The organism is Flavobacterium cupreum, assembly GCF_003996965.1.
Taxonomy (GTDB): domain Bacteria; phylum Bacteroidota; class Bacteroidia; order Flavobacteriales; family Flavobacteriaceae; genus Flavobacterium; species Flavobacterium cupreum.
The window spans coordinates 110937-133826 of the sequence record NZ_QWDM01000014.1 but is presented as its reverse complement, the minus strand read 5'-3'; the positions used below and the strand labels follow the sequence as shown (position 1 = coordinate 133826).

Genomic DNA, 22890 nt, shown 5'->3' with positions numbered 1-22890 from the left:
ATCAACTAATATAATTCCAGATATTTTTTTTCTTTGTCAGTTCGATGAAAACAGCTTTCAGGACGGCATGTTCGGGTTTTTGAAGGGCGGGATCTTCTTTGAGGATTTTCAGGGCATAATTTCTGCCTAATGACAGAATATCTCGATCACGGACAATATCTGCAATTTGAAGGTTTAAAACCCCGCTTTGCTGCGTTCCCATCAAATCTCCTGGGCCTCGAAGTTTAAGATCGACTTCGGCAATTTCAAAACCATCATTGGTACTTACCATAGTTTCCATTCGGGTTTTGCTGTCGGCGCTCAATTTATGACTCGTCATCAGTATACAATAACTTTGTTCGGCTCCACGGCCTACGCGGCCACGCAACTGATGTAACTGAGATAGCCCAAAACGTTCGGCACTTTCGATAATCATGACACTCGCGTTCGGAACATTTACACCAACTTCGATAACGGTTGTGGCTACCATGATATTGGTTTTGCCTTCAGAAAATCGTTTCATTTCGGAATCTTTATCCGCTGGTTTCATTTTTCCGTGCAAAATTGAAATAGAATACTGCGGTAACGGAAAATCACGTGAAATACTTTCATACCCGTCCATTAAATCCTTGTAATCCATTTTTTCGGATTCCTGAATTAACGGATAAACAATATAAATCTGTCTGCCGAGCGCAATTTCGTCACGCAGGAATTTCCATACTTTGAGGCGATTGCTGTCAAATCGGTGTACGGTCTGAATCGGTTTTCTGCCCGGCGGCAGTTCATCTATAACAGAAATATCCAGATCACCGTACAAACTCATGGCCAGCGTTCTCGGAATCGGCGTGGCGGTCATGACCAGGACATGTGGCGGAATATCATTTTTTTTCCACAATTTAGAACGCTGCTCTACGCCAAACCGGTGCTGCTCATCGATTACGGATAGCCCTAAATTCTGAAATTTCACTTTATCTTCCAGTAAAGCGTGCGTACCAATTAAAATATGTAAACTTCCGTTTTCAAGCTCTTCATGTATAATTTTCCGCGCTGCTGTTTTGGTGGAACCTGTGAGGATCTTAATGTTGATGCCTAAAGTTTGAGCCAGTTCCGATAACCCAATGAAATGCTGATTGGCCAGAATTTCCGTAGGTGCCATCAGACAGGCCTGAAAACCGTTGTCAATGGCCAGAAGCATGCTCATAAAAGCCACAATGGTTTTTCCCGATCCTACATCTCCCTGCAGTAAACGGTTCATCTGGGCATTACTACCCATGTCGGAACGAATTTCTTTGATCACTCTTTTTTGGGCATTTGTCAATTGAAACGGCAAATGATTCTGGTAAAAGTCATTAAAAAGTTCACCGACTTTAGTAAAGGGATGTCCCTTAATTTTGTGTTTCCTAATGAGATTTTTGGTAATTAATTGCAGTTGAATAAAGAACAATTCTTCAAATTTCAAACGAAACTGTGCTTTTGATAAGGCCTCAGTACTTTTCGGAAAATGGATATTGAATAAAGCTGCTTTTTTGGAAATCAGTTTTAATTCTTCAATTAAATAAGAAGGAAACGTTTCGGTAAACAAAGCCTGGGTTTCAATAAATAATTGTTCCATTAATTTATTGATTGTCCGGTTCGAAATACCGCGATTGGTCAGGGTTTCTGTTGAAGGATAAACAGGCTGCATGGCAGAACGAAGGCTTTTTTCGTGTTCGCTCAGCAGTTCAATTTCAGGATGCGCCATGCTGAACTGGCTTCCATAAAGGGAACATTTTCCAAAAATAACGCAAGGTTCATTCAGTTTAAGACTTTCGCGGACCCATTTATGTCCCTGAAACCAATTGAGGTCAAGTGCTCCGGTTTCATCTACGAAAGTGGCGACCAGCCGTTTTTTGTTTTTAGCAAATTCAACCGTTTTTATATTGATTATTTTTCCAATCAGCTGCACTTCTGAACCTGTATTTTGAAGTTCGTTTATTTTATAATAACGAGTCCTGTCAATGTACCGATTCGGAAAAAAGTTAATTAAATCACCATATTTATGAATTCCCAATTCTTTACGAAGCAGCTGACCACGACTCGGGCCAACACCTTTTAAGTATTCGATTGGGGTTTCAAGGAGATTATTAGACATTTTTTTTAGATTGGGTCTCTTTTTTGATTTTAGAAAATAGAGTATAGATTATAGAAAATAGAGTATAGAAGATAGAGTATAGAAGATAGAGTATAGAAGATAGAGTATAGAATATAGAGTATAGAATGTAGAGTAAAGAGTAAAGAGTAAAGAGTAAAGAGTAAAGAGTAAAGAGTAAAGAGTAAAGAAATAATGGGGACTACACGCTAATAATAATCAATCCTCTTGTTTCTATTTTCTTTCTTCAATAATCCTACCTCCCAGATTCTTGCTTCGAGGTTCTTGCTTCTATATTCTCTATTCTATATTCTCTATTCTATATTCTATATTCTATATTCTCTATTCCATATTCTATATTCTATATTGTTTACTCTTTACTCTTTACTCTTGCTTCTCTTTCTGCGAAGATAGATTTTAATTGGGAATTTTGAAAATGTGCTTGTTTGGAAAAGAAATTAAAAGTAGCAAATAGAGTAGAGATACTTACTGCAAAAGAATATATTTGCTGAAATTTTAAGAAAACAATTCATCAATGAAAAAAAATATCTTGCTCGTAATAATTGCTGTTATTTCCGCAGCGTGCTCCAGTGATACCGAAAATAACAAGGATAAAGAATGCAGACTGGTCAGTGCCAAAATAACTGGTTTTTATTATGATGATATAACGTTTCCGGACGACGCCTATAATTCCAATTTTTCAGGCAAAATAAACTTTGAGTATGACAGTCAAAACCGTATTACTAAAGTAAAAGGAGGATTGTTATATATGCCGGATGGGAATAACCTTAGGAAATGGGTGCTGTCAAATGACGTTGAAGATTTAGTTGCCTACGATAACAATACGATCAAAGTGGATTACTCTGCGAATTCGGATGCGAGGCCCTATCAAAAAGAATTTACTTTAAATAAAGGAATTTTAGTAAGCAGAAAGGTAACCAAAATATATCCCATAAAATTAGATCCGGTAGTGTATACCTATGAATATAACAGCAATGAAATAAAAGAAAAAATAGATGGAAAAGTCTATAGAACCTTTACTTTATCCGCTGGTAACCTGATTAAAATTGAGCAGATTAAGTATGATTTTTTCAGTAATGCGATTACGGGAAAAAGGGAATATTTGTTTTTAAATTACGATACTTCCGAGAATCTTTTAAAAGGGAAATTTTTTATAAACGGCGCCCTGTTTAATGCCTTTTCAAAAAATAATTATACCACATTAAAAATTATGGATTACACTTTTACTAATAATGAATATACGTTAGCAGATGAATCAGGGATGTCTTTTGAACTTACTTATGATGCAGACCATATCGCTTCCTTGTTTGAAAGAGACTGTAAATAGGGTTTTTATCCTGAAGTAAATTATAGAACAGTTAGCGGATTCCGGTTTAATTGATACGGACTTTGAACTGCTTCGGTTTTTATTGCAACTGAATCTTTATCTTTGAATAAAATTTTAAAAGAAATGACAACACATCTGGCACTTTTACGCGGCATCAACGTTTCCGGTCACAATATGATGAAAATGGAAGCCTTAAAACTTATGCTTGAAAATATCGGTTTTCAAAACGTCAGAACGTACCTGCAATCCGGCAATGTGTTTGTGGATTCAGAAGAAGAAAGCGCTTCGAAAGTAGGGTTCATGATCAAACAGGAAATTTTTAAGGTTTTCGGACATGAAGTTCCTACGATTGTAATTACGAAAGAAGATCTGGAAGCTTGTTTTAAAAACAGTCCGTACTTAAAGGAAAAAGATTTAGATACGAAAAAGCTGTATGTTGCATTTGTCTCCATTGCTTTGAAAAGTGAAAACATAAATGACTTGAAAATCAGTCAGTTTAAACCTGATGAAGCGAGTATTGACGGGAACAGAATATTTATTAAATATGCCGTGGGTGCTGGAAAAACACGATTTGACCAGAAATATATCGAGAAAAAACTAAATGTTACGGCGACGATCAGAAACTGGAATACGGTTACGAATCTGTTAAAGATGTACGAGGAGTAATTATTGCAAATTTTTAATCAATTCATTTGAGGCAGTGGTGTTCATGCGTTTTAACTCCGCAATCACCAATAATTTCTGCTCTTCACTCATTGTCATCCCAGGTTTTACAAATTGATTTTCGGCTGCTTCCTTATAAAATAAGGCATCGGTCCAGTCATTTCGTACGCCATCAATTACCAGATGAATCCGGTCCTGATTTCCTCTGTTCGCAACCGAATGGGTAAAATTGGCATCAATATACCAGCATTCCCCTTCGTTCATAGTCAGCCTTTTTCCGTCAAGGATAAATTCAACATCCGGATTGGTAATGATTGGAATATGCAACCGGAACGAACCGTCTTCATATCCCAGGCAATGATCCGAATGGGGTTTGATTTCAGCTCCGGCAGCAAGTTGCAGCAGTCTTACCGCGGTTTTTTCGAAGTGAAAATTGTCCAGAATTTCTTTAAAATATCCACAGGAATCTAAAATTTCAGTATTCCTCATTTGAGCATCACCACTAGCTAAGGCAAAAATATTGTCCGATTTTCCATCCTGAGACATCAGGGCAACGGAGGTCCATTTTCCGGTATAATCATTTTTATTATAATGATCAACCCAGTTTTTACTCATTATCCCGGAAAGATCACTTTTGAGTTTAGCCACATCAAAAGAAATCGGAAATTTGATAAAACGTATTAATGTATCCATATTTTTTGCTTTAAATAATGTTGATAAAATATCGGAAAATCAGTATCTTATTTCGGAATCAAATCGCAATACCAGAATCCAAAATCAAAAGCATCGGTGGCACTGGTATCGCAAGCTGTATCTGATGACTCTTCGCTTTCTGGCCGTTCGTATTTACGGTAAACAATCTCTCCGGTTTCAAAAGCTACCGGTTTGGAAAAGACAGGGCCATCGAATGTAAAGGTATGAAATTCACCATTTTCTCCGCATACGTCTACATTTTCAGGCAAATCCTTTATAAAATCGGCATCAATGACGCGGCCGACAAAACTTTTGTCCAGATAACGTTCGTTCACGCAGACCACAATCGTTTTAAAGCCCAACTGAAGGAATTCCTGAATCAATTCGCCGGTCGGAATCTTCCAAATGGGAAAAACACCCTGAAAATCTATTCTTGCCAGTTGTGTTTCCCTGTATTTCCGAAGATCTTCCAGAAAAATATCTCCAAAAACAGAATGGGTAATTCCTTCATTTTTAAGTTCAGTTAAGGTTTCGGTCATTACCCTTTCATATACTTCCATGGTGGGCATCTCGGGAACCTGCATGATTTTTAGTGGTAAACCAATGCTTTTGGCCTGGGCTTCAAGCAGCTCCACGCGAACACCGTGCATCGAAATCCGCTGAAATTTTTGGTTGACACTTGTGAGCAAATATTCAATTTTATAATCCGGATTTTGTAAAATTTTGTACAGGGTCAGTGCGGAATCTTTCCCACTGCTCCAGTTAAATAAGGCTTTGATTGGTTTTAACACGTTCTGATAGTTTTCTATTGTAAACATACAAATTTCCTTCGATTTGTTGGTCAAACCTTTGTAACTTTGGATTTCTGCCCAAATTAATTTTCAATGAAATACATCTTTCTCCTCATCACTAGCTTCGTTTTTGCACAACAAACTCATTATGTTGATTTTAAATCAGTTTCGGGACAATTGCTGTTAAATGCCAAAGAAAAATCGGTTTCCGGATCTGTTGTATATGATTTTGATGCTTTACAGCCCACGGATACAATTAAAATTGATGCCAAAAACATGGAATTTACTAAGGTGAAAGTCGATGGAAAAGAAATAGCTTTTTTAAATACAGGTAAAGAATTGAAAATCATTTCTCATTTTCAAAAGGGTAAAAATCGTTTAAGCTTTGATTACTCGGTTAAACCGAAACAGGCTTTATATTTCGTTGGTATTGAAAATGAAGACGTTCAGATCTGGACGCAGGGTCAGGGAAGGTATACCAGTAATTGGTTTCCGAGTTTTGATGATGTGAATGAGAAACTGATTTTCAATTTACAAATCAGTTATGATAAAGGTTATCAGGTTATTTCAAATGGTGTTTTAAAGGATAAAACTGAAAACAACAATCAGGTAAACTGGCAATATCAAATGGAACAGCCCATGAGTTCTTATTTGCTGATGCTTGCTGTCGGTAAATTTGATAAAACAGTATTTAGTTCAAAAACCAAAATTCCGTTAGAATATTACTTAGAAAATAAAGACAAGGATTGTTTTGAACCGACTTACCGTTATTCTAAGCGCATTTTTGACTTTCTGGAAAAAGAAATCGGAGTGAAATATCCATGGAAAATTTACAGGGAAATTCCGGTTCGCGATTTCCTGTATGGCGGAATGGAAAATACAACTTCAACGCTTTTTACAACCCGCTATGTAGTAGATTCAACAGGTTTTACAGATCGAAAGTACACCAATGTTGATGCGCATGAATTGGCACACCATTGGTTTGGAGATCTGATCACTGCCGAAAGCAGCAGGCATCACTGGCTGCAGGAAGGTTTTGCAACCTATTATGCTTTGTTGGCTGAAAGGGATATTTTTGGAGACGATTACTTTTATTCGAGATTATATGAAACGGCCCAGCAGCTGAAATTTGCCTCACGGACTGATTATATTCCGGTTTTGAATGCGAAAGCCAGTTCCTTGACTTTTTATGAAAAAGGGGCATGGGCATTATTTGTCTTACACGAATCGATAGGCGATAAGGCATTCAAAAAAGCCATAAAAAGTTATTTGAAAAAATATGCTTATCAATCCGTGAATACTCAGGATTTCTTTGATGAAATAAAAAAGGTCTCCAGTTTTGATCTGGATAAATTTCAAAAAACATGGCTGGAATCTGTTGTATTTGATACCCCGACAGCCAATGCTTTACTGAGTAAAAACAAAGCAATTCAGATTCGACTGGAAGTTGATCAATTGAAAAAAACACCATTTGCAGAGAAAAAGGATTTTTTAATGAAGACTTTACATTCGGATGTTTACCATACTGTAAAAGAAGCGATTGCTGATCAGATTCAAAATGAGAAATATGAATTAAAAAAGGATTTGCTGCTTCTCGCATTGCACACGAATAATGTACAGATCCGTCAGGCTCTTGCAGATAATTTTAGCGAGATTCCCGAGGATTTCAGAATAGAGTATGAAACTTTACTGGACGATAAATCGTACCAGACGCAGGAAATTGCATTGTTTAATTTATGGAGAAATTTTCCGGAGCACCGAACAGCGTATTTAAATAAATCTAAAAACTGGATTGGTTTTAACGATTACAATCTGCGTACGTTATGGCTTTCGCTGGCATTATCAACACCCAATTACAGTGAGGATCCGCCAGCTTTAATCTCTGAATTGGTGTCTTTTTCTTCGACGAAATATGAGGCCACAACCCGACAAAATGCATTGGAAAAGCTAATTGCCTTTAAACTGACAAACGATGCCGTTTTAATAAACCTTGTAAACGCAACAACGCACCATATGTGGCAATTTTCAAAATACGGCAGGGATTCCATACGCAGCTTATTAAAAAATTCAGAAATGCGTGCTTCGTTTGAAAGAATTTTGCCTAATTTGACCCCCGATGAGCAGTTTCAGTTGAAGCGGTTGTTAGGGGAGTAGAATTGAGTATAGATTATAGAATATAGATTATAGAATATAGATAAAAGATTTGGGAAGAAAGAATTTAGGCAATGCTTTAAGTCTATTTTCTATGCTCCATTCTCTATATTCTAAAAAAAAAACACAATAAATTTATGAGAGCATTGGTTATTTCTGGCGGAGGTAGTAAAGGAGCATTTGCTGGCGGGGTTGCACAATATTTAATAGAAGAAAGAAAACAGGAGTACGATCTCTTTTTAGGAACTTCAACCGGAAGTTTATTAATTCCGCATTTGGCTCTTGGGCATATTAAAAAAATCCACTGGGTCTATACCAATGTTACCATGTCTAAAATCTTTAATATTTGTCCTTTTGTTGTTAAGATAAAAGATGGGATTGATATAGTGACGATCAACCATTTTAATGTTATACGTCAGTTTTTCAAGGGAAAAAGAACCTTTGGTGAAAGTAAAGGTTTGCAGAAATATATTAAGAATAATTTTTCGATATCAGATTTTAATAAATTGAAAAAACTCAAATCTGATGTTGTTGTCACGGTTACGAACTTAACCAAAAACGAAGCAGAATATAAATCGGTGAAAGATTGTACCTACGATGAATTCTGTGACTGGACCTGGATTTCGAGTAACTACATTCCGTTTATGAGCCTGGTGACCAAAAATAATTATGAATACGGGGACGGTGGTTTTTCTAGTCTGGTACCTATTCGCGAAGCTATCAATCGCGGCGCGACCGAAATTGATGTCATTGTTTTGGAAACCGAAGTCAATATGGATAAAATGGTTATTGGCAAAAATCCGTTTTCATTAATGATCGATTTGTTCCGGATTGCCCTGAATCAGGTAGAAAAACACGATATTGCTATTGGAAAACTTATGGCAAACAATAAGAATGTGAAACTTAACTTATACTACACGCCCACAAAACTTACCAATAATGCTTTAATTTTTAATAAGGAAGTCATGAAAGAATGGTGGGAGCAGGGGTATGAATATGCACAGAATAAGTCCGAAATTATGAGTGACAACAAGTAATTTAAAATAAAAAAGCAGGTAATCAATCAATTGGAATGCCTGCTTTTTCACTTATAAAAAAGTGCATTTGTTTTAAGTGCCAGTAAAGGTTACCACAATTCAGCTACTTCATTTTTGATATATCCCAAAGCAGCATTACTTGGAGATTGTTTCTCTAATAAATCATTCAGAATTACTTCACGCAATTTATCCGCACTGTCAACGCGTTCACTCATAGCCGCTTTACGAATAATTTGTATGGTAGAGTTTTTTGCAGTTGTAATAATAGTCCAGCATTCATCAGACATATAAATCTGCTGGGTAAGATTGTGTTCGAATTCCTGTTCGATCTGATCGATTACAAAATTTTCGTAATCATGCTTTTCGTTGGAAATGGGAGCAATCCTGATTAGCAGTTTCGTTAAGTTGATGCGCTCTAAATACAAAGTCATACGCTCGTAAGCCTGTAAACGAATGGGCAGCGATTCACTGTGCGCTTGTTTGTTCAACAAAAAAGCACGCTTTCTGTCGTTGTTTTTAATATGTAATTCAAAAAAACTGTAGGCCACAAATCCGGTAACAATGGCTGGTAAAGTATAACTTGCTAATTCTATAATTCTTGTAAAATCCATTTTAGTAATTTTTCAACAAAAATATACTTTTTGACGAGAAATCCGCTTTAAAATTATTGTAATAACAAAATGTAATTCTACTTTTGTGCACAGTTCTTCAAACCTACCGATAAACAACAGAAATGGAATCATACATCATTATTTTACTTTGTTTAGCTGCTTTTGCAGCAGGATTTATTGATGCCATAGTGGGAGGCGGCGGACTGATTCAGACCCCAATGGGATTGATTTTATTGCCTAATTTACCGGTTTCTACGGTGATCGGAACTTTAAAATTGCCTGCCTTCAGCGGAACGGCTTTCGCTGCTTTTCAATACCTGAAAAAGGTGGTGATTCAATGGAAATTATTATTGATTATGATGTTTCTTGCAGTTCCGTCTGCTTTTCTGGGATCTACTTTATTGACCTATGTAAGTAATGATTTTATGAAACCGCTCTTGTTGGTGGTGCTGTCGCTTTTGCTGATTTACACCTATGCAAAGAAAAATTTCGGACAGCATGTTGTTAAGGAACATGCTGCTAAAACACAAATTTTATATGCTGTGGCAATTAGCATGGTCGTTGGTTTTTATGATGGATTTATCGGACCCGGAACAGGAAGTTTTTTGGTAGTGGCTTTCATTGCAATAATGGGTTTTGATTTTCTGCATGCTTCCGCGAATGCTAAAATGGTTAACCTGGCAACGAATTTCGGTTCGATTTGTCTGTTTATTTTTAAAGGAAAAATAATATGGGCCATTGCACTGCCCATGGCAGCAAGCAATGCACTTGGGGGCTGGATGGGCGCCAAATTGGCAATCAATAAAGGAAACGGTTTTATCAGGATTTTCTTTTTAGTGGTAGTGATCGGTACTTTGATCCGTTTTGCCTACGATGTGTTTTATAAGTAAGTTAGCGCCTTATAAGTGGTATGACTGTTGCGTTTTTTTGTTTTTGGACACTATTTAAAATTTAGTGTCTCAGTATCTTCATCATAGCTACTTAGTCACTTTCTTTTTCCATCTTTAATTCTTATTTTTGCATAAACAGAAAAAAATTCATGCATAAATATATTGACCAGCTAAACGAAGCACAAAGAGAACCCGTTTTACAAAAAGACGGGCCAATGATTATTATTGCTGGTGCAGGTTCGGGAAAAACACGTGTTTTAACCATCAGAATTGCGTATTTGATGCATCAGGGTGTTGATGCTTTTAATATTTTGTCGCTTACTTTTACGAACAAGGCAGCTCGTGAAATGAAGCACAGGATCTCTGATATCGTGGGACCGGCTGAAGCAAAAAATCTTTGGATGGGAACATTTCACTCGATTTTTGCCCGTATATTGCGGTCAGAATCAGAACATTTGGGATATCCTTCCAATTTTACCATTTATGATTCTCAGGATTCCCAGCGACTGATTTCTTCTATTATAAAAGAAATGCAGCTGGACCGTGATGTGTACAAGCCAAAGCATGTTTTAGGCAGGATTTCAAGTTATAAAAACAGCTTGATTACGGTGAAAGCCTATTTCAATAATCCGGAACTGCAAGAGGCAGATGCAATGGCGAAAAAACCGAGGTTAGGAGAAATTTACCAGCAGTATGTCGACAGATGTTTTAAAGCCGGAGCGATGGATTTTGATGATTTGTTATTGAAAACCAACGAATTGCTAACCCGTTTTCCGGAAGTCTTATCCAAATATCAAAACCGTTTCCGCTATATTCTGGTGGATGAGTACCAGGATACCAATCATTCGCAATATTTGATTGTTAGGGCTTTATCAGATAAATTTCAGAATATTTGTGTGGTAGGAGACGATGCGCAGAGTATTTATGCGTTCCGTGGGGCGAATATCAATAATATTCTGAATTTCCAGAAAGATTACGAAGGCGTAAAAACTTTTCGACTGGAGCAAAATTATCGCTCAACACGAAATATTGTAGAAGCTGCAAATACTATTATTGATCATAATAAAACCAAATTAGATAAGATTGTTTGGACAGCCAATGATTTTGGTCCAAAAATAAAAATTCACCGAAGCCTTACAGATGCCGAAGAAGGCCGTTTTGTGGCCAGCACAATTTTCGAGCAGAAAATGCAGAATCAATTGCACAATGGTTCTTTCGCTATTTTATATCGTACCAATGCGCAATCGCGTGCCATGGAGGATGCATTGAGAAAACGGGACATACCGTATAGAATTTACGGAGGTTTGTCTTTCTATCAGCGCAAGGAAATCAAAGATGTATTGTGTTATCTGCGTTTGGTGATTAACCCGAAAGATGAAGAAGCATTAATTCGTGTGATCAATTATCCGGCACGTGGAATTGGGGATACCACAGTTGAAAAACTGACTATTGCCGCCAATCATTACAAAAGATCGATTTGGGAAGTAATGGTCAACATTGATAAAATTGACCTGAAACTGAATTCGGGAACAAAACAAAAGCTAAACGATTTCGTAACCATGATCCAGAGTTTTCAGGTTATAGATCAGAATCAGGATGCTTTTTACATTACCGATTACGTCGCTAAAAAAACCGGACTGGTTCAGGAGCTTAAAAAAGATGCTACTCCCGAAGGAATGGCTAAGATCCAGAATATCGAAGAACTTTTAAACGGTATAAAAGATTTCACGGAGGGTCAAAAAGAAATTGATGGCGCAAGAGGGGCTTTGTCTGAATTTATGGAAGACGTAGCGCTGGCAACAGATTTGGATAAAGACACAACCGATGAAGATCGTGTCGCTTTGATGACTATTCACTTGGCAAAAGGACTGGAATTCCCTCATGTTTTTGTAGTCGGAATGGAGGAAGATCTGTTTCCGAGTGCCATGAGTATGAGCACAAGAAGTGAACTGGAAGAAGAAAGACGTTTGTTTTACGTGGCACTGACCCGTGCGGAGCACCAAGCCTATCTGACATACGCACAATCACGATACCGCTGGGGTAAACTGACAGACAGTGAACCATCACGATTTGTAGAAGAAATTGACCCGCAATATTTAGAATATTTAACGCCGGCCGAAAGCAACTATCGCTATAAGCCCATGATCGACAGCGATATTTTTGGTGATATTGACAAATCGAAACTGCGACTGGCAAAACCGGTAGGAGGAACTCCGCCTAAATATATAACAGACAACGAACCGAAGCCGGATTTGAATATCCGAAAATTAAAACCGGTTGCAGGTACCAATCCAAATGCCGGTGCTCCCAATTTATTTGACAATAAACTGACTGTCGGCAATATCGTAATGCACGAGCGTTTTGGTAAAGGCGAAGTGGTTAATCTTGAGGGCGTCGGACCTGATAAAAAAGCTGAAATCAAATTTGAAGTCGGGGGCATTAAAAAACTTCTTTTGCGATTTGCTAAACTGGATGTTGTAGGATAAAATAATGTTTAAGTTTCGTGTTTCAGGTTGTTTTAACTAACTTGAAACAGGAAACCTGAAACAAACTAAACTTTTAAACAAAAAAAATGGCCGAATTTATAAAAATATATCCCGATAAACCTAGTGAAGCTGCAATTGCAAAGGTGGTAAAAGTGCTTCAGAATGGGGGACTGGTAATTTATCCAACAGATACGGTCTACGGATTAGGTTGTGATATTACCAATTCGAGGGCTTTGGAAAAAATAGCAAAAATCAAGGGCGTAAAACTGGAGAAAGCAAATTTCTCGTTTATCTGCCATGATTTAAGTAATTTATCAGATTACGTACGTCAGATTGATACGTCTACTTTTAAGATTTTAAAAAGAGCTTTACCCGGGCCGTATACTTTTATCTTACCCGGAAATAACAATTTGCCAAAAGAATTTAAAAAGAAAACAACCGTTGGTATCCGTGTTCCTGATAATAACATAATTCTGGAAATAGTAAGGCAACTGGGGAATCCCGTAGTATCAACTTCAATCCGGGACGAAGATGATGTAATTGAATATACAACAGATCCGGAATTGATTTTTGAAAAATGGCAAAATCTGGTAGACCTTGTTATTGATGGTGGTTACGGGGATAATGTAGGTTCGACAATTATCGATTTATCAGAACATGAACCTGTAATTGTGAGAGAAGGAAAAGGGGATATTGACATTTTGTAAAAAAAAACTGAAATTGTATAATAATCAAAAAATAATACCTAACTTTAATATCAGTTAAAATTTAGTTAGTTAATTGAAAATAATGCTATTCTTGATTTATATTTAATTGGTTATTAAAAAGGTTAAGAATACATAAAAGCAGGTCATTAGACCTGCTTTTTCTGTTTTTATACTAAAGAAAACAATGTTTTTTATTTCGCTTGTTTTTTCATTTCTTTTTCAATCATATCATAGAACTGATCGATTTTTGGCATAACCACAATACGTGTTCTTCTGTTACGTGATTTATTTTCAGCAGAATCATTAGCCACTAAAGGCACATATGAACTTCTACCTGCTGCAATTAATTTAGCCGGGTTAACACCTAAATCATTTGTTAATACACGAACAATTGAAGTCGAACGTTTAACACTTAAATCCCAGTTGTCTAGCAAAACACCATTACTTTTGTAAGGAACATCATCTGTGTGACCTTCAACCATACATTCGAAATCTGGTTTATCATTTACAACTTTAGCTACTTTAGCCAAAACTGATTTTGCTTTATCACTTACTTCATAACTACCGCTTTTGAATAATAATTTGTCAGCAATAGAAATGAAAACCACTCCTTTTTCTACGTTGATTTCGATATCCGGGTCGTTGATCCCAACAGCTCCTTTTAAGCTTGTAACTAAAGCTAACGTTACACTGTCTTTTTTAGTTAAAGCGTCTTGTAATCTCGATATTTTCAAATCTTTTTCTTTTAAACTTTCTAAAGATTTTTCAAGATTTTCAGCACCTTTTGTAGTTAATACAGTTAAGTCTTTAGAGCTGCTTATCAAGTCCTGGTTGTGTTGTTTATAACTTTCCGCCGTAGCTGCCAATCCTGCTTTTTCTTCTAAACATGAATTAAGTTTTACAGTACAAGAATTTAATAAGTCCTGAATCTCTTTGTTCTTAGCTTCCAAGGCTGCATATTCCTTTTTAGAAACGCACGATGTTAAAGCCATTAATACTGATAGTGCAATTACTATTTTTCTCATAATTTTAATTTAATTAGACGTTGATTACAAATTTAGTTTTTAATATTTTGAATTCTGTTAAAGATTTCTTTAAATACCGTCAGTTTCTTTATGTAATACAAGTAAACGATACTTTTTACGGTATAGTATTGTTGTATCTGAAAATCTTTTCTTTTTCTTATATATTTTAAAGATATGCAATAAAATGAAAAATGTGCTTTCAAAATGGCAAAAGTATGCCGGAATTTTCCCTGTGTTACAAAACGCATCGCTGCAATTCCGTCCAGAATCATTCGCGTGAAAATAACAAAAAACATTCGTTTTTTTGGAAGATTTTTAACAAGCATTAATAACGAATTCCTGAAATTCAAATATGTTTTTTTCGGATTTCCATGCTGTAAAGTGGCTCCTCCAACATGATAAACAGTTGATTGTGAATTGTATTTAATTATGTAACCCTCATTGAGGGCACGCCAGCACAAATCGATTTCCTCCTGATGGGCAAAAAAAGTTTCATCAAAACCTCCCAATTCGTGATACACCTGTTTTCTTATAAAAAAGCAGGCACCGGAAGCCCATGATAATTCACAATGATCATCATATTGGCCGTTGTCTTTTTCAATCGTTTCAAAAATTCTTCCACGGCAGTAAGGGTATCCGTATTTATCGATAAAACCGCCTGCTGCACCGGCATATTCAAAGTATTCCTTATTTTTGAAATCTAGAATTTTAGGCTGTATAATGGCAGTTTGATTTTCAAGAGCAAAGGTTTCAATAATAGGTTGTAGCCAATTTTCCGTTACTTCAATATCAGAATTAACCAAAGCATAAATTTCGGCATCGATATGTTGTAAAGCATCATTGTAGCCTTTTGCAAAGCCATGATTACCGCTGTTTTCTACAATTTTAATCGTAGGAAAATTTTCTTTGACGAAATTTACAGAATCGTCTGTTGATGCGTTATCCGCAACATATATGGTGGCCTCTGCTGAAAACTGAATTACAGAAGGTAAAAATTGCTCTAACAATTTTACCCCGTTCCAATTTAAAATGACGACTGCTATTTTATCCAAAAGTATTTTTTTATAATTTATTAAACTTGCCTGTAATCCGGTAGCGACTGTAAAAACTGATATTTTTCGTTTTCAAAATCCATTTGGCAATAAAAGTGATTCAGACCGTTGGTGACATTCAAAAATCGTGCCTTCATTGTCATGTTATAACGGGCAATCTGGTCAAAAGTTGCCTGTGAAATCCGTACTTCAGGAGCTTTACATTCTACTAATATATGTATAGAACCATCAGGATTAAACACAACAACATCATACCTTTTTCGTAATCCGTTGACCGTAAGAACCTTCTCTACGTTTATCAAAGATTTTGGGTATTTTTTTTCATTCATTAAATAATGAACAACATGCTGACGAACCCATTCTTCCGGGGTGAGAATGATAAATTTTTTCCTGATTTCATCAAAAATAGACACTTTATTTTCGCTATTTTTGAATCGGAAAGTATAAGTAGGGAAATTTAATCTAAGCATAAAGCAAAAATATAAAAATGGTTTTAAGTTTTAGGTTTAAAGTTTCAAGTTATTGAAGCAAGCACCTGAAACTTTAAACCTGAAACAAAATTTTAATGGACGAAGTTGTAAAAATTGTTAACGATATCAAAGCCGGAAATATAAAACCGATTTATTTTTTAATGGGGGAAGAACCTTATTATATAGATAAACTGTCTGAATATATAGAACAGAATGTACTTTCAGAAGAAGAAAAAGGATTTAATCAGACCGTTTTATATGGAAGGGATGTTTCTGTAGAAGATATCGTTTCTACGGCCAAACGCTATCCCATGATGGCGGATCGCCAGGTTGTTATCGTAAAAGAAGCACAGGATTTGTCCAGAACCATTGATAAAATTGAGTCTTACGTAAATAACCCAATGGAAACTACGGTTTTGGTTTTTTGTTATAAATACAAAACGCTTGATAAACGTAAAAAAGTCACCAAGCTGCTTGCTCAAAAAGGAGTAATTTATGAAAGTAAAAAACTATACGAAAACCAGGTAGGGGACTGGATCAAACGGGTACTTGCCGGAAAAAAATATACCATTGATCCCAAAGCTAACGCAATGTTAGTTGAATTTTTAGGCACTGATTTAAGTAAAATTAATAATGAACTTGAAAAATTACAGATTATTTTGCCTCAGGGAACTATGATTACACCCAATCATATCGAAGAGAATATAGGTTTCAGTAAGGACTATAATGTCTTTGAACTTCGTAAGGCAATCGGCGAAAGAAATCAATTGAGAGCCTATAAAATTGCTGAAAATTTTGCACATAATCCCAAAGAATACCCGTTGGTAATGACAACAGGACTAGTCTTCGGATTTTTCATCCAGCTTTTGAAATACCACGGACTTAAAGATAAAAACCCTAAGAATGTCGCTGCAGCAATTGGCGTAAATCCTTATTTTTTAAAGGAATACGATTTGGCGGTAAAGAATTATCCAATGCGAAAAGTGAGTCAGATTGTGGGTGCACTACGTGATATTGATGTAAAAAGTAAAGGAGTCGGCGCTAACGCATTATCGCAATCGGACTTGTTAAAAGAAATGCTGTACAAAATATTTAATTAAGCCGTGAAAATTCACGATATTTGCATTTCCGAAAAAAATAAATGACATCAAAAATTAATTAATCAATTATGGGAATGAATAAAAATACCGTTTTAGGATGGGCTACTTTTATAATGGTACTTATGGGATTGTTACTTATAGGTCTTGGAGCTTTTAGATACAGAGATGTTTCAGGCTGGGGATTTGTCGCTGTTGGTGTTGGCTTTTTTGCTAATGCATGGGTTTTTAATGCGTTGAAAGGGAGAGTTTAGTTTGTTGTTTATAGTTTGTAGTTTGTTGTTGTGGCGAAAATAAATAAATTTGAAGATTTAGAAATTGGCAAAAAGCTAGAGAATTATGTCAATATGTTGAGTTATTGATTCAAACAACAACTTTAAAAACAAATTATTCACTAAAAGATCAAATCGACAGAAGTTCAGGATCTGTAATGGATAATATTACAGAAGGTTTTGAAAGAAATGGAAATAGAGAATTTATCCAATTTTTGAGTATTGCAAAAGGTTCAGCCGGGGTGGTAAAATCGCAATCCTACAGCGCTTTTGATAGAAAGTTGATTTCAGAAGAACAACACTTGAGATTAAATGAAATGACTCAAATAGAAAAAAATAAAATAGGAGCGATGATGAATTATTTAAGGAATTGTGAAATCAAAGGACTTAAATTTAAATAATTTAACAATAAACTAATAACAATAAACATAATATGTCAGACGATAAGAAAGTAATTTTCTCAATGCAGAAATTGAGCAAAACCTATCAGGGAGCAGATAAACCGGTTCTTAAGAATATTTACCTGAGTTTCTTTTACGGTGCAAAAATTGGTATTCTTGGACTTAACGGTTCAGGAAAATCTTCTTTATTAAAAATCATTGCAGGAGTTGATAAAAATTTTCAGGGAGATGTTGTTTTTCAGCCTGGTTACACTGTAGGTTATTTAGAGCAGGAACCAATTCTGGATGATTCTAAGACCGTTATCGAAATTGTGCGTGAAGGAGCTGCTGAAACTATGGCAGTTTTAGAAGAGTACAATCAAATTAATGATTTATTTGGTCTTCCTGAAAATTACGAAGATCAGGACAAAATGGACAAATTGATGGATCGTCAGGCCGCTTTACAAGACAAAATTGACGCTCTTGGTGCCTGGGAAATCGATACCAAATTAGAAATTGCAATGGATGCGTTGCGTACTCCGGAAGGTGATACGCCTATTAAAAACCTTTCAGGAGGAGAGCGTCGTCGTGTTGCTTTATGCCGTTTGTTATTGCAACAACCGGATGTATTGCTTTTGGATGAGCCTACCAACCACCTTGATGCGGAGTCTGTACTTTGGTTAGAGCAGCATTTGGCACAATACGCAGGAACTGTAATTGCGGTAACGCACGACAGGTATTTCCTTGATAATGTGGCAGGCTGGATTTTAGAGCTGGACAGAGGAGAAGGTATTCCGTGGAAAGGAAATTATTCTTCCTGGTTAGACCAAAAATCAAGCCGTATGGCACAGGAAGAGAAAGTAGCTTCTAAACGCAGAAAAACTTTAGAACGTGAGCTGGACTGGGTTCGTCAGGGAGCGAAAGGACGTCAGACAAAACAAAAAGCGCGTTTACAGAATTACGATAAATTATTGAACGAAGACCAAAAACAACTGGATGAAAATCTGGAAATTTACATCCCGAATGGTCCGCGTTTAGGAACAAATGTTATCGAGGCAAAAAATGTAGCAAAAGCTTTTGGAGAGAAATTGTTGTACGATAATTTGAACTTCACTTTACCACAAGCCGGAATTGTTGGAATTATCGGACCAAACGGTGCCGGTAAATCTACCATTTTCAAAATGATCATGGGAGAGCAAAAAACAGACAGCGGAGAATTTTCAGTGGGAGAAACAGTAAAAATCGCTTACGTAGATCAGTCACACTCTAATATAGATCCAAATAAATCGATTTGGGAAAACTTTGCCGATGGTCAGGAATTAATCATGATGGGTGGAAAACAAGTGAATTCAAGAGCTTATTTATCACGTTTCAATTTTGGTGGCGGCGAGCAAAATAAAAAAGTATCCATGTTATCTGGAGGAGAACGTAACCGTTTGCACCTTGCAATGACATTGAAAGAAGAAGGAAATGTACTTTTGCTGGATGAGCCAACGAATGATTTGGATGTAAACACACTTCGTGCACTAGAAGAAGGTTTGGAAAATTTTGCTGGTTGTGCCGTAATTATTTCGCACGACAGATGGTTCTTAGACAGAATTTGTACGCACATTTTAGCTTTCGAAGGAGATTCTGAAGTATATTATTTCGAAGGTGGTTTTTCTGAATATGAAGAAAATAAAAAGAAACGTTTGGGTGGTGATTTAACTCCAAAACGTTTGAAATACAGAAAGTTAATTAGATAATAATTTCTAATAAATTTCAATTTTTAAAATCCCAAATTCCAATTGTAATCAGTTGAATTTGGGATTTTTTGTTGTAAATACAAAACTTAGCAGGCCTAAATTTTAGAAGCTAATCCCGCCACAAAAGGTTTTCAAAATAATATTTTCGTTTAGTATGTCATTTCGAGGAACGAGAAATCTTAGTGAATAATTCCGCAACAAAAATCAAATCTTTTTCAGGCTTCTTGCGAAGATTTCTCGTTCCTCGAAATGACAATATCGCGTTGAAGAATTGGAATTTGGAATTTTTAAAAAAATTGGAATTAAAGAAATTTTGCCTTCAGTTCCGGAGTAGGAATCATGCAGCTTTCTTTTTTACCATACCATTTGTATCGATTTTTAGCAATATAATCGTAAATGTAATTTCGAAACCTTTCCGGAAAAATTTTAAAGACGGAAGCTAAACTATAAATTCCACCCAGATCTTTTCCTATTTCAAGAACAGCGGAAGATTTGTAATAATAAGCAATTCCCGGATGATACAAAATAATACTGTCAATTTTATTTTGATCAACACCTATATACCGACAAATTTCAATTCCCAATTCCGATTGCAGTGCTAGAAACCTAAAAGTGTCTTTTTTATCATGTTTGATGATAAACTGAACGGCGCCATTACATAAATTGCAGACTCCGTCGAAAAGGATTATTTTTTTGTTTTTTGGAAGATCTTTCATTTTTGAATTTAAGTTTTCGAGGTTTTTTCAAAGCTAGTGTGCATGGTTTGTCATTTCGACGAAGGAGAAATCACACCATTTATTCCATAAAAAAAATCATCAGTCTTTGTCGAATTACGTTTGTGATTTCTCCTTCGTCGAAATGACAAGATTGCGCAGATCTTTCCATCAAATAAAAAAGCTTTATTAAAAAAGCTTTTTCAAAACTATTTGTTTTGTTTATAAAAATAGTTTTTTGCATAGATTTTACAAATCAAAAACAACCTTCATAAATAAGTTTTAAGCGATTTTTTTAAATTTTACAAATTCGTTTATAGTTCTCAAGCAGATGCTTGTTTAAATCGCTTTTATTTTAATTTTACCCAATTTTCCCAATTTTAAAACTCAAAAACTGCGACTCAAAACTGAAAACTACTTCTTACCCGCTTCGACAAACTCTAATTCGTCCAGGCTTACTTTTGAAGTAAACATTCCGTAGTTTACGGTTGCTTTATTTTTTTCTATGGAATCAATACTTCCAACCGATCTTCCATCCTGCATTCTTACTCTGTCACCCACTTTTAGAATTGGTTTAGGTTTTTCGATTACAGGTTTGAGTTTCTTTTCTTTTTTCTCTTTTCTAATTTCTTCCACCTGAACTGTAACTTCTGCAATAACTTCTTTTTTCTTTTCGATTATCGCTTTTGCTTCTTTTGGAGTTGCTTTTTTACGTTTTGAATTTTCAATTTCAATGATTTTCAAAAATTCGCCAATCAGTTCTTTTTTGTTTTTGTTATTGAAATATTTTTCAGAGATGTCTTCAATTTTTTGTCCAATGTAAATGGTCTTTTGGTTGCTGTCGTACAATTCCTGATAGCTTTCCAGTTTTTGTTTAATTTTTACATTGATGTTTTCCATCTTCTTGCTTTCCTCACGCGCCCGGGTTTCTTCTTCTTTTAAGTTGATAGAAGTTTTTTCGAGCTTGGAACGTTCTTTCTGAAGGGTTGCAATCGTTTTATCAAAACGTACTTTACCGACTTCAATTTTCTTTTTCGCACGATTAATCAATCCAAACGGAATGCCGTTTTTCAAGGCCACTTCAAATGTAAAAGAACTTCCGGCCTGACCAAGAGCCAGCTTATACATCGGTTCTAATGATTTTTCGTCAAACATCATATTGGCGTTTGTAGCAAAGGGAAGTTCGTTGGCGAGAATCTTCAGATTAGAATAATGCGTCGTGATAATTCCAAAAGCTTCACGATGATAGAATTCTTCCAGAAAGATTTCTGCTAAGGCTCCACCTAATTCCGGATCAGATCCTGTACCAAATTCATCAATCAGAAACATGGTTTTTTTATTACACTTTTTCAGGAAATAATTCATGTTTTTTAATCGATAGCTGTACGTACTTAGATGGTTTTCAATAGATTGATTATCTCCAATGTCCGTCAAAATTCTGTCAAAAAGAAAAGTTTCACTTCGTTCATGTACCGGAATCAGCATTCCGGATTGTAACATTAACTGGAGTAAACCAACTGTTTTAAGCGAAATTGTTTTTCCGCCCGCATTAGGTCCTGAAATAACAATGATTCGGTTGTCCTGTTTTAATTCAATGGTTTGCGGATGCGTGATTTCGTTTTTCTGCTTATTATTCAGGTACAAAATCGGATGATAGGCTTCCCTGAAGAATAATCTTCTTTCTTCCGTAATTGTTGGCAGAATTCCATTGATTCTGTTGGCGTATTTTGCTTTTCCTGCCACCACATCAATATCACTTAAAAACTCCTGATATTCAATTAGTAACGGTAAAAAAGGACGAATTGCATTGGATAGTTGCTTTAAAATCCGCGTAATTTCCTCTTTTTCTTCGTATTCAAGATTTGCCAATTCTCTTGAATATTGTAAAGTGGCCTCAGGTTCAATATAGGCAATACTTCCGGTTTTGGAACTTCCTAAAATAGAACCTTTTACTTTACGGCGATACATGGCCAGGACCGCCAAAACCCTGCGGTTCTGTACAAAGCTTTCTTTTATATCGTCTAAATAGCCAAGACTATTATTGTGAGTAAGGGCAACTCCGAAACTTTGGTTTACTTTGCCGCGAACGATATTCATATTTTGACGAATGCTTAAAAGGGCAGGTGAGGCGTTGTCTTTTATTTCGCCATATTTGTCTACAATGGCATCAATTAGCGTCACAATATCTTTTGTATATTCTACCCTTGAAGCCCTTACATTTAAATTCGGATAATAATCATCAAATTTTTTAAGGAAATTCAGCAGGAAATTCGATGTTGATGAAAGCGTCGCAATTTTCCTGAAACTGCCTACTTCCAGAAAACTGTCTTCTATGGCCAGGAATTTAATTTCGTGCGTTATCGCGTCAAAACCATGATTTGGAATTGCGTTATTATTCTGAAACGAAGAAACATATTCTGATGTCTGCATCAAAGCCTGCATCAAAGTTTCCTTGTCTCTAAACGGAGTTATATGTAAAGCTTTTTCCTTTCCAATGTCGGTATTGCAACCAGCTGAAATGGTTTCGAGTACGGTTGGAAATTGTAAGTCTTGTAATGTTTTTTCGGTAATACTAATCATTTATTCTCTTTATGAAGTCACGCAAAAGTACAAAAATTGTACCATTGAATGTGGTAAAGTTTTGGTCTAATT

The 22890-nt window shown here is 35.9% G+C and carries 19 protein-coding genes and 1 pseudogene; 11 read left to right on the top strand and 9 right to left on the bottom strand.

Features of this window, described 5'->3' with window-relative positions; genetic code table 11:
• Nucleotide 1: 1 nt before the first annotated feature.
• Nucleotides 2-2110: an ATP-dependent DNA helicase RecG gene (gene recG / locus D0817_RS19430; RefSeq protein WP_127340024.1), complete on the bottom strand. Its 2109-nt coding sequence runs from the start codon at nt 2108-2110 to the stop codon at nt 2-4.
• 532 nt (nt 2111-2642) lie between these two features.
• Here recG and D0817_RS19420 point away from each other — a divergent pair.
• Together D0817_RS19420 and D0817_RS19415 are read left to right on the top strand one after the other, a co-directional pair.
• Nucleotides 2643-3455 carry a hypothetical protein gene (locus D0817_RS19420; RefSeq protein WP_127340022.1) on the top strand — a complete coding sequence of 271 codons (813 nt, stop codon included), beginning with the start codon at nt 2643-2645 and terminating at the stop codon, nt 3453-3455.
• 123 nt (nt 3456-3578) lie between these two features.
• Nucleotides 3579-4121 (top strand): DUF1697 domain-containing protein, encoded by a 543-nt coding sequence (locus D0817_RS19415; protein ID WP_127340021.1) that lies wholly within the window; start codon nt 3579-3581, stop codon nt 4119-4121.
• Here D0817_RS19415 and D0817_RS19410 read toward each other — a convergent pair whose 3' ends face one another.
• Nucleotides 4122-4811 carry an aspartyl/asparaginyl beta-hydroxylase domain-containing protein gene (locus D0817_RS19410; RefSeq protein WP_127340020.1) on the bottom strand — a complete coding sequence of 230 codons (690 nt, stop codon included), beginning with the start codon at nt 4809-4811 and terminating at the stop codon, nt 4122-4124.
• 47 nt (nt 4812-4858) lie between these two features.
• On the bottom strand, nt 4859-5629 hold the full coding sequence (locus D0817_RS19405) for a Dph6-related ATP pyrophosphatase (RefSeq protein WP_127340019.1): 771 nt from the start codon (nt 5627-5629) through the stop codon (nt 4859-4861).
• Nucleotides 5630-5695: 66 nt separating this feature from the next.
• Here D0817_RS19405 and D0817_RS19400 point away from each other — a divergent pair, with 66 nt between their 5' ends.
• Entirely contained in the window at nt 5696-7756 is a 2061-nt protein-coding gene (locus tag D0817_RS19400; RefSeq protein WP_127340018.1) for a M1 family metallopeptidase, read from the top strand.
• Nucleotides 7757-7890: 134 nt separating this feature from the next.
• A complete protein-coding gene (locus D0817_RS19395; RefSeq protein WP_127340017.1) occupies nt 7891-8790 on the top strand; it encodes a patatin-like phospholipase family protein in 900 nt (299 codons plus the stop codon).
• Between the two features lie 89 nt (nt 8791-8879).
• Here D0817_RS19395 and D0817_RS19390 read toward each other — a convergent pair whose 3' ends face one another.
• Entirely contained in the window at nt 8880-9401 is a 522-nt protein-coding gene (locus tag D0817_RS19390; protein ID WP_127340016.1) for a DUF7935 family protein, read from the bottom strand.
• 122 nt (nt 9402-9523) lie between these two features.
• Here D0817_RS19390 and D0817_RS19385 point away from each other — a divergent pair, with 122 nt between their 5' ends.
• From D0817_RS19385 to D0817_RS19375, 3 genes are all read left to right on the top strand, one after another.
• The gene (locus D0817_RS19385; RefSeq protein ID WP_127340015.1) at nt 9524-10291 is read left to right on the top strand and encodes a sulfite exporter TauE/SafE family protein; all 768 of its coding nucleotides are present in this window, start codon (nt 9524-9526) and stop codon (nt 10289-10291) included.
• A 149-nt stretch (nt 10292-10440) separates the two neighbouring features.
• Nucleotides 10441-12777 (top strand): ATP-dependent helicase, encoded by a 2337-nt coding sequence (locus D0817_RS19380; protein ID WP_127340014.1) that lies wholly within the window; start codon nt 10441-10443, stop codon nt 12775-12777.
• Between the two features lie 86 nt (nt 12778-12863).
• On the top strand, nt 12864-13484 hold the full coding sequence (locus D0817_RS19375) for an L-threonylcarbamoyladenylate synthase (RefSeq protein WP_127340013.1): 621 nt from the start codon (nt 12864-12866) through the stop codon (nt 13482-13484).
• 191 nt (nt 13485-13675) lie between these two features.
• On the opposite strand, the gene D0817_RS19370 is transcribed toward D0817_RS19375, so the two are convergent.
• Genes D0817_RS19370 through D0817_RS19360 form a run of 3 tightly spaced genes read right to left on the bottom strand, consistent with a single transcriptional unit; the run spans nt 13676 to nt 16031 of the window.
• Nucleotides 13676-14509 (bottom strand): OmpA/MotB family protein, encoded by an 834-nt coding sequence (locus D0817_RS19370; RefSeq protein ID WP_127340012.1) that lies wholly within the window; start codon nt 14507-14509, stop codon nt 13676-13678.
• Between the two features lie 32 nt (nt 14510-14541).
• Entirely contained in the window at nt 14542-15561 is a 1020-nt protein-coding gene (locus D0817_RS19365; RefSeq protein ID WP_127340011.1) for a glycosyltransferase family 2 protein, read from the bottom strand.
• 20 nt (nt 15562-15581) lie between these two features.
• Nucleotides 15582-16031 carry a type I restriction enzyme HsdR N-terminal domain-containing protein gene (locus tag D0817_RS19360; RefSeq protein ID WP_127340010.1) on the bottom strand — a complete coding sequence of 150 codons (450 nt, stop codon included), beginning with the start codon at nt 16029-16031 and terminating at the stop codon, nt 15582-15584.
• Between the two features lie 95 nt (nt 16032-16126).
• On the opposite strand from D0817_RS19360, the gene holA reads away from it, so the two are divergent.
• From holA to ettA, 4 genes and pseudogenes are all read left to right on the top strand, one after another.
• The gene (gene holA / locus D0817_RS19355; protein WP_127340009.1) at nt 16127-17131 is read left to right on the top strand and encodes a DNA polymerase III subunit delta; all 1005 of its coding nucleotides are present in this window, start codon (nt 16127-16129) and stop codon (nt 17129-17131) included.
• Between the two features lie 68 nt (nt 17132-17199).
• On the top strand, nt 17200-17382 hold the full coding sequence (locus tag D0817_RS19350) for a CAL67264 family membrane protein (RefSeq protein ID WP_035680915.1): 183 nt from the start codon (nt 17200-17202) through the stop codon (nt 17380-17382).
• Nucleotides 17383-17412: 30 nt separating this feature from the next.
• Nucleotides 17413-17801 (top strand): annotated as a pseudogene (locus D0817_RS19345) (four helix bundle protein).
• Between the two features lie 32 nt (nt 17802-17833).
• Nucleotides 17834-19525: an energy-dependent translational throttle protein EttA gene (gene ettA / locus D0817_RS19340; protein ID WP_127340008.1), complete on the top strand. Its 1692-nt coding sequence runs from the start codon at nt 17834-17836 to the stop codon at nt 19523-19525.
• A 302-nt stretch (nt 19526-19827) separates the two neighbouring features.
• On the opposite strand, the gene D0817_RS19335 is transcribed toward ettA, so the two are convergent.
• Nucleotides 19828-20241 carry a thiol-disulfide oxidoreductase DCC family protein gene (locus D0817_RS19335; RefSeq protein ID WP_127340007.1) on the bottom strand — a complete coding sequence of 138 codons (414 nt, stop codon included), beginning with the start codon at nt 20239-20241 and terminating at the stop codon, nt 19828-19830.
• Nucleotides 20242-20652: 411 nt separating this feature from the next.
• Nucleotides 20653-22818 carry an endonuclease MutS2 gene (locus D0817_RS19330; protein ID WP_127340006.1) on the bottom strand — a complete coding sequence of 722 codons (2166 nt, stop codon included), beginning with the start codon at nt 22816-22818 and terminating at the stop codon, nt 20653-20655.
• Between the last annotated feature and the right edge of the window lie 72 nt (nt 22819-22890).

What these genes read in the sequence shown, in the direction of transcription:
- D0817_RS19400 (WP_127340018.1), top strand. Translation starts at nt 5,696, where the DNA reads ATGAAATACATCTTTCTCCTCATCACTAGCTTCGTTTTTGCACAACAA.
- D0817_RS19415 (WP_127340021.1), top strand. Translation starts at nt 3,579, where the DNA reads ATGACAACACATCTGGCACTTTTACGCGGCATCAACGTTTCCGGTCAC.
- D0817_RS19420 (WP_127340022.1), top strand. Translation starts at nt 2,643, where the DNA reads ATGAAAAAAAATATCTTGCTCGTAATAATTGCTGTTATTTCCGCAGCG.
- D0817_RS19385 (WP_127340015.1), top strand. Translation starts at nt 9,524, where the DNA reads ATGGAATCATACATCATTATTTTACTTTGTTTAGCTGCTTTTGCAGCA.
- D0817_RS19360 (WP_127340010.1), bottom strand. Translation starts at nt 16,031, where the DNA reads ATGCTTAGATTAAATTTCCCTACTTATACTTTCCGATTCAAAAATAGC.
- holA (WP_127340009.1), top strand. Translation starts at nt 16,127, where the DNA reads ATGGACGAAGTTGTAAAAATTGTTAACGATATCAAAGCCGGAAATATA.
- recG (WP_127340024.1), bottom strand. Translation starts at nt 2,110, where the DNA reads ATGTCTAATAATCTCCTTGAAACCCCAATCGAATACTTAAAAGGTGTT.
- D0817_RS19370 (WP_127340012.1), bottom strand. Translation starts at nt 14,509, where the DNA reads ATGAGAAAAATAGTAATTGCACTATCAGTATTAATGGCTTTAACATCG.
- D0817_RS19330 (WP_127340006.1), bottom strand. Translation starts at nt 22,818, where the DNA reads ATGATTAGTATTACCGAAAAAACATTACAAGACTTACAATTTCCAACC.
- D0817_RS19375 (WP_127340013.1), top strand. Translation starts at nt 12,864, where the DNA reads ATGGCCGAATTTATAAAAATATATCCCGATAAACCTAGTGAAGCTGCA.
- D0817_RS19405 (WP_127340019.1), bottom strand. Translation starts at nt 5,629, where the DNA reads ATGTTTACAATAGAAAACTATCAGAACGTGTTAAAACCAATCAAAGCC.
- D0817_RS19395 (WP_127340017.1), top strand. Translation starts at nt 7,891, where the DNA reads ATGAGAGCATTGGTTATTTCTGGCGGAGGTAGTAAAGGAGCATTTGCT.
- D0817_RS19410 (WP_127340020.1), bottom strand. Translation starts at nt 4,811, where the DNA reads ATGGATACATTAATACGTTTTATCAAATTTCCGATTTCTTTTGATGTG.
- D0817_RS19380 (WP_127340014.1), top strand. Translation starts at nt 10,441, where the DNA reads ATGCATAAATATATTGACCAGCTAAACGAAGCACAAAGAGAACCCGTT.
- D0817_RS19350 (WP_035680915.1), top strand. Translation starts at nt 17,200, where the DNA reads ATGGGAATGAATAAAAATACCGTTTTAGGATGGGCTACTTTTATAATG.
- ettA (WP_127340008.1), top strand. Translation starts at nt 17,834, where the DNA reads ATGTCAGACGATAAGAAAGTAATTTTCTCAATGCAGAAATTGAGCAAA.
- D0817_RS19335 (WP_127340007.1), bottom strand. Translation starts at nt 20,241, where the DNA reads ATGAAAGATCTTCCAAAAAACAAAAAAATAATCCTTTTCGACGGAGTC.
- D0817_RS19390 (WP_127340016.1), bottom strand. Translation starts at nt 9,401, where the DNA reads ATGGATTTTACAAGAATTATAGAATTAGCAAGTTATACTTTACCAGCC.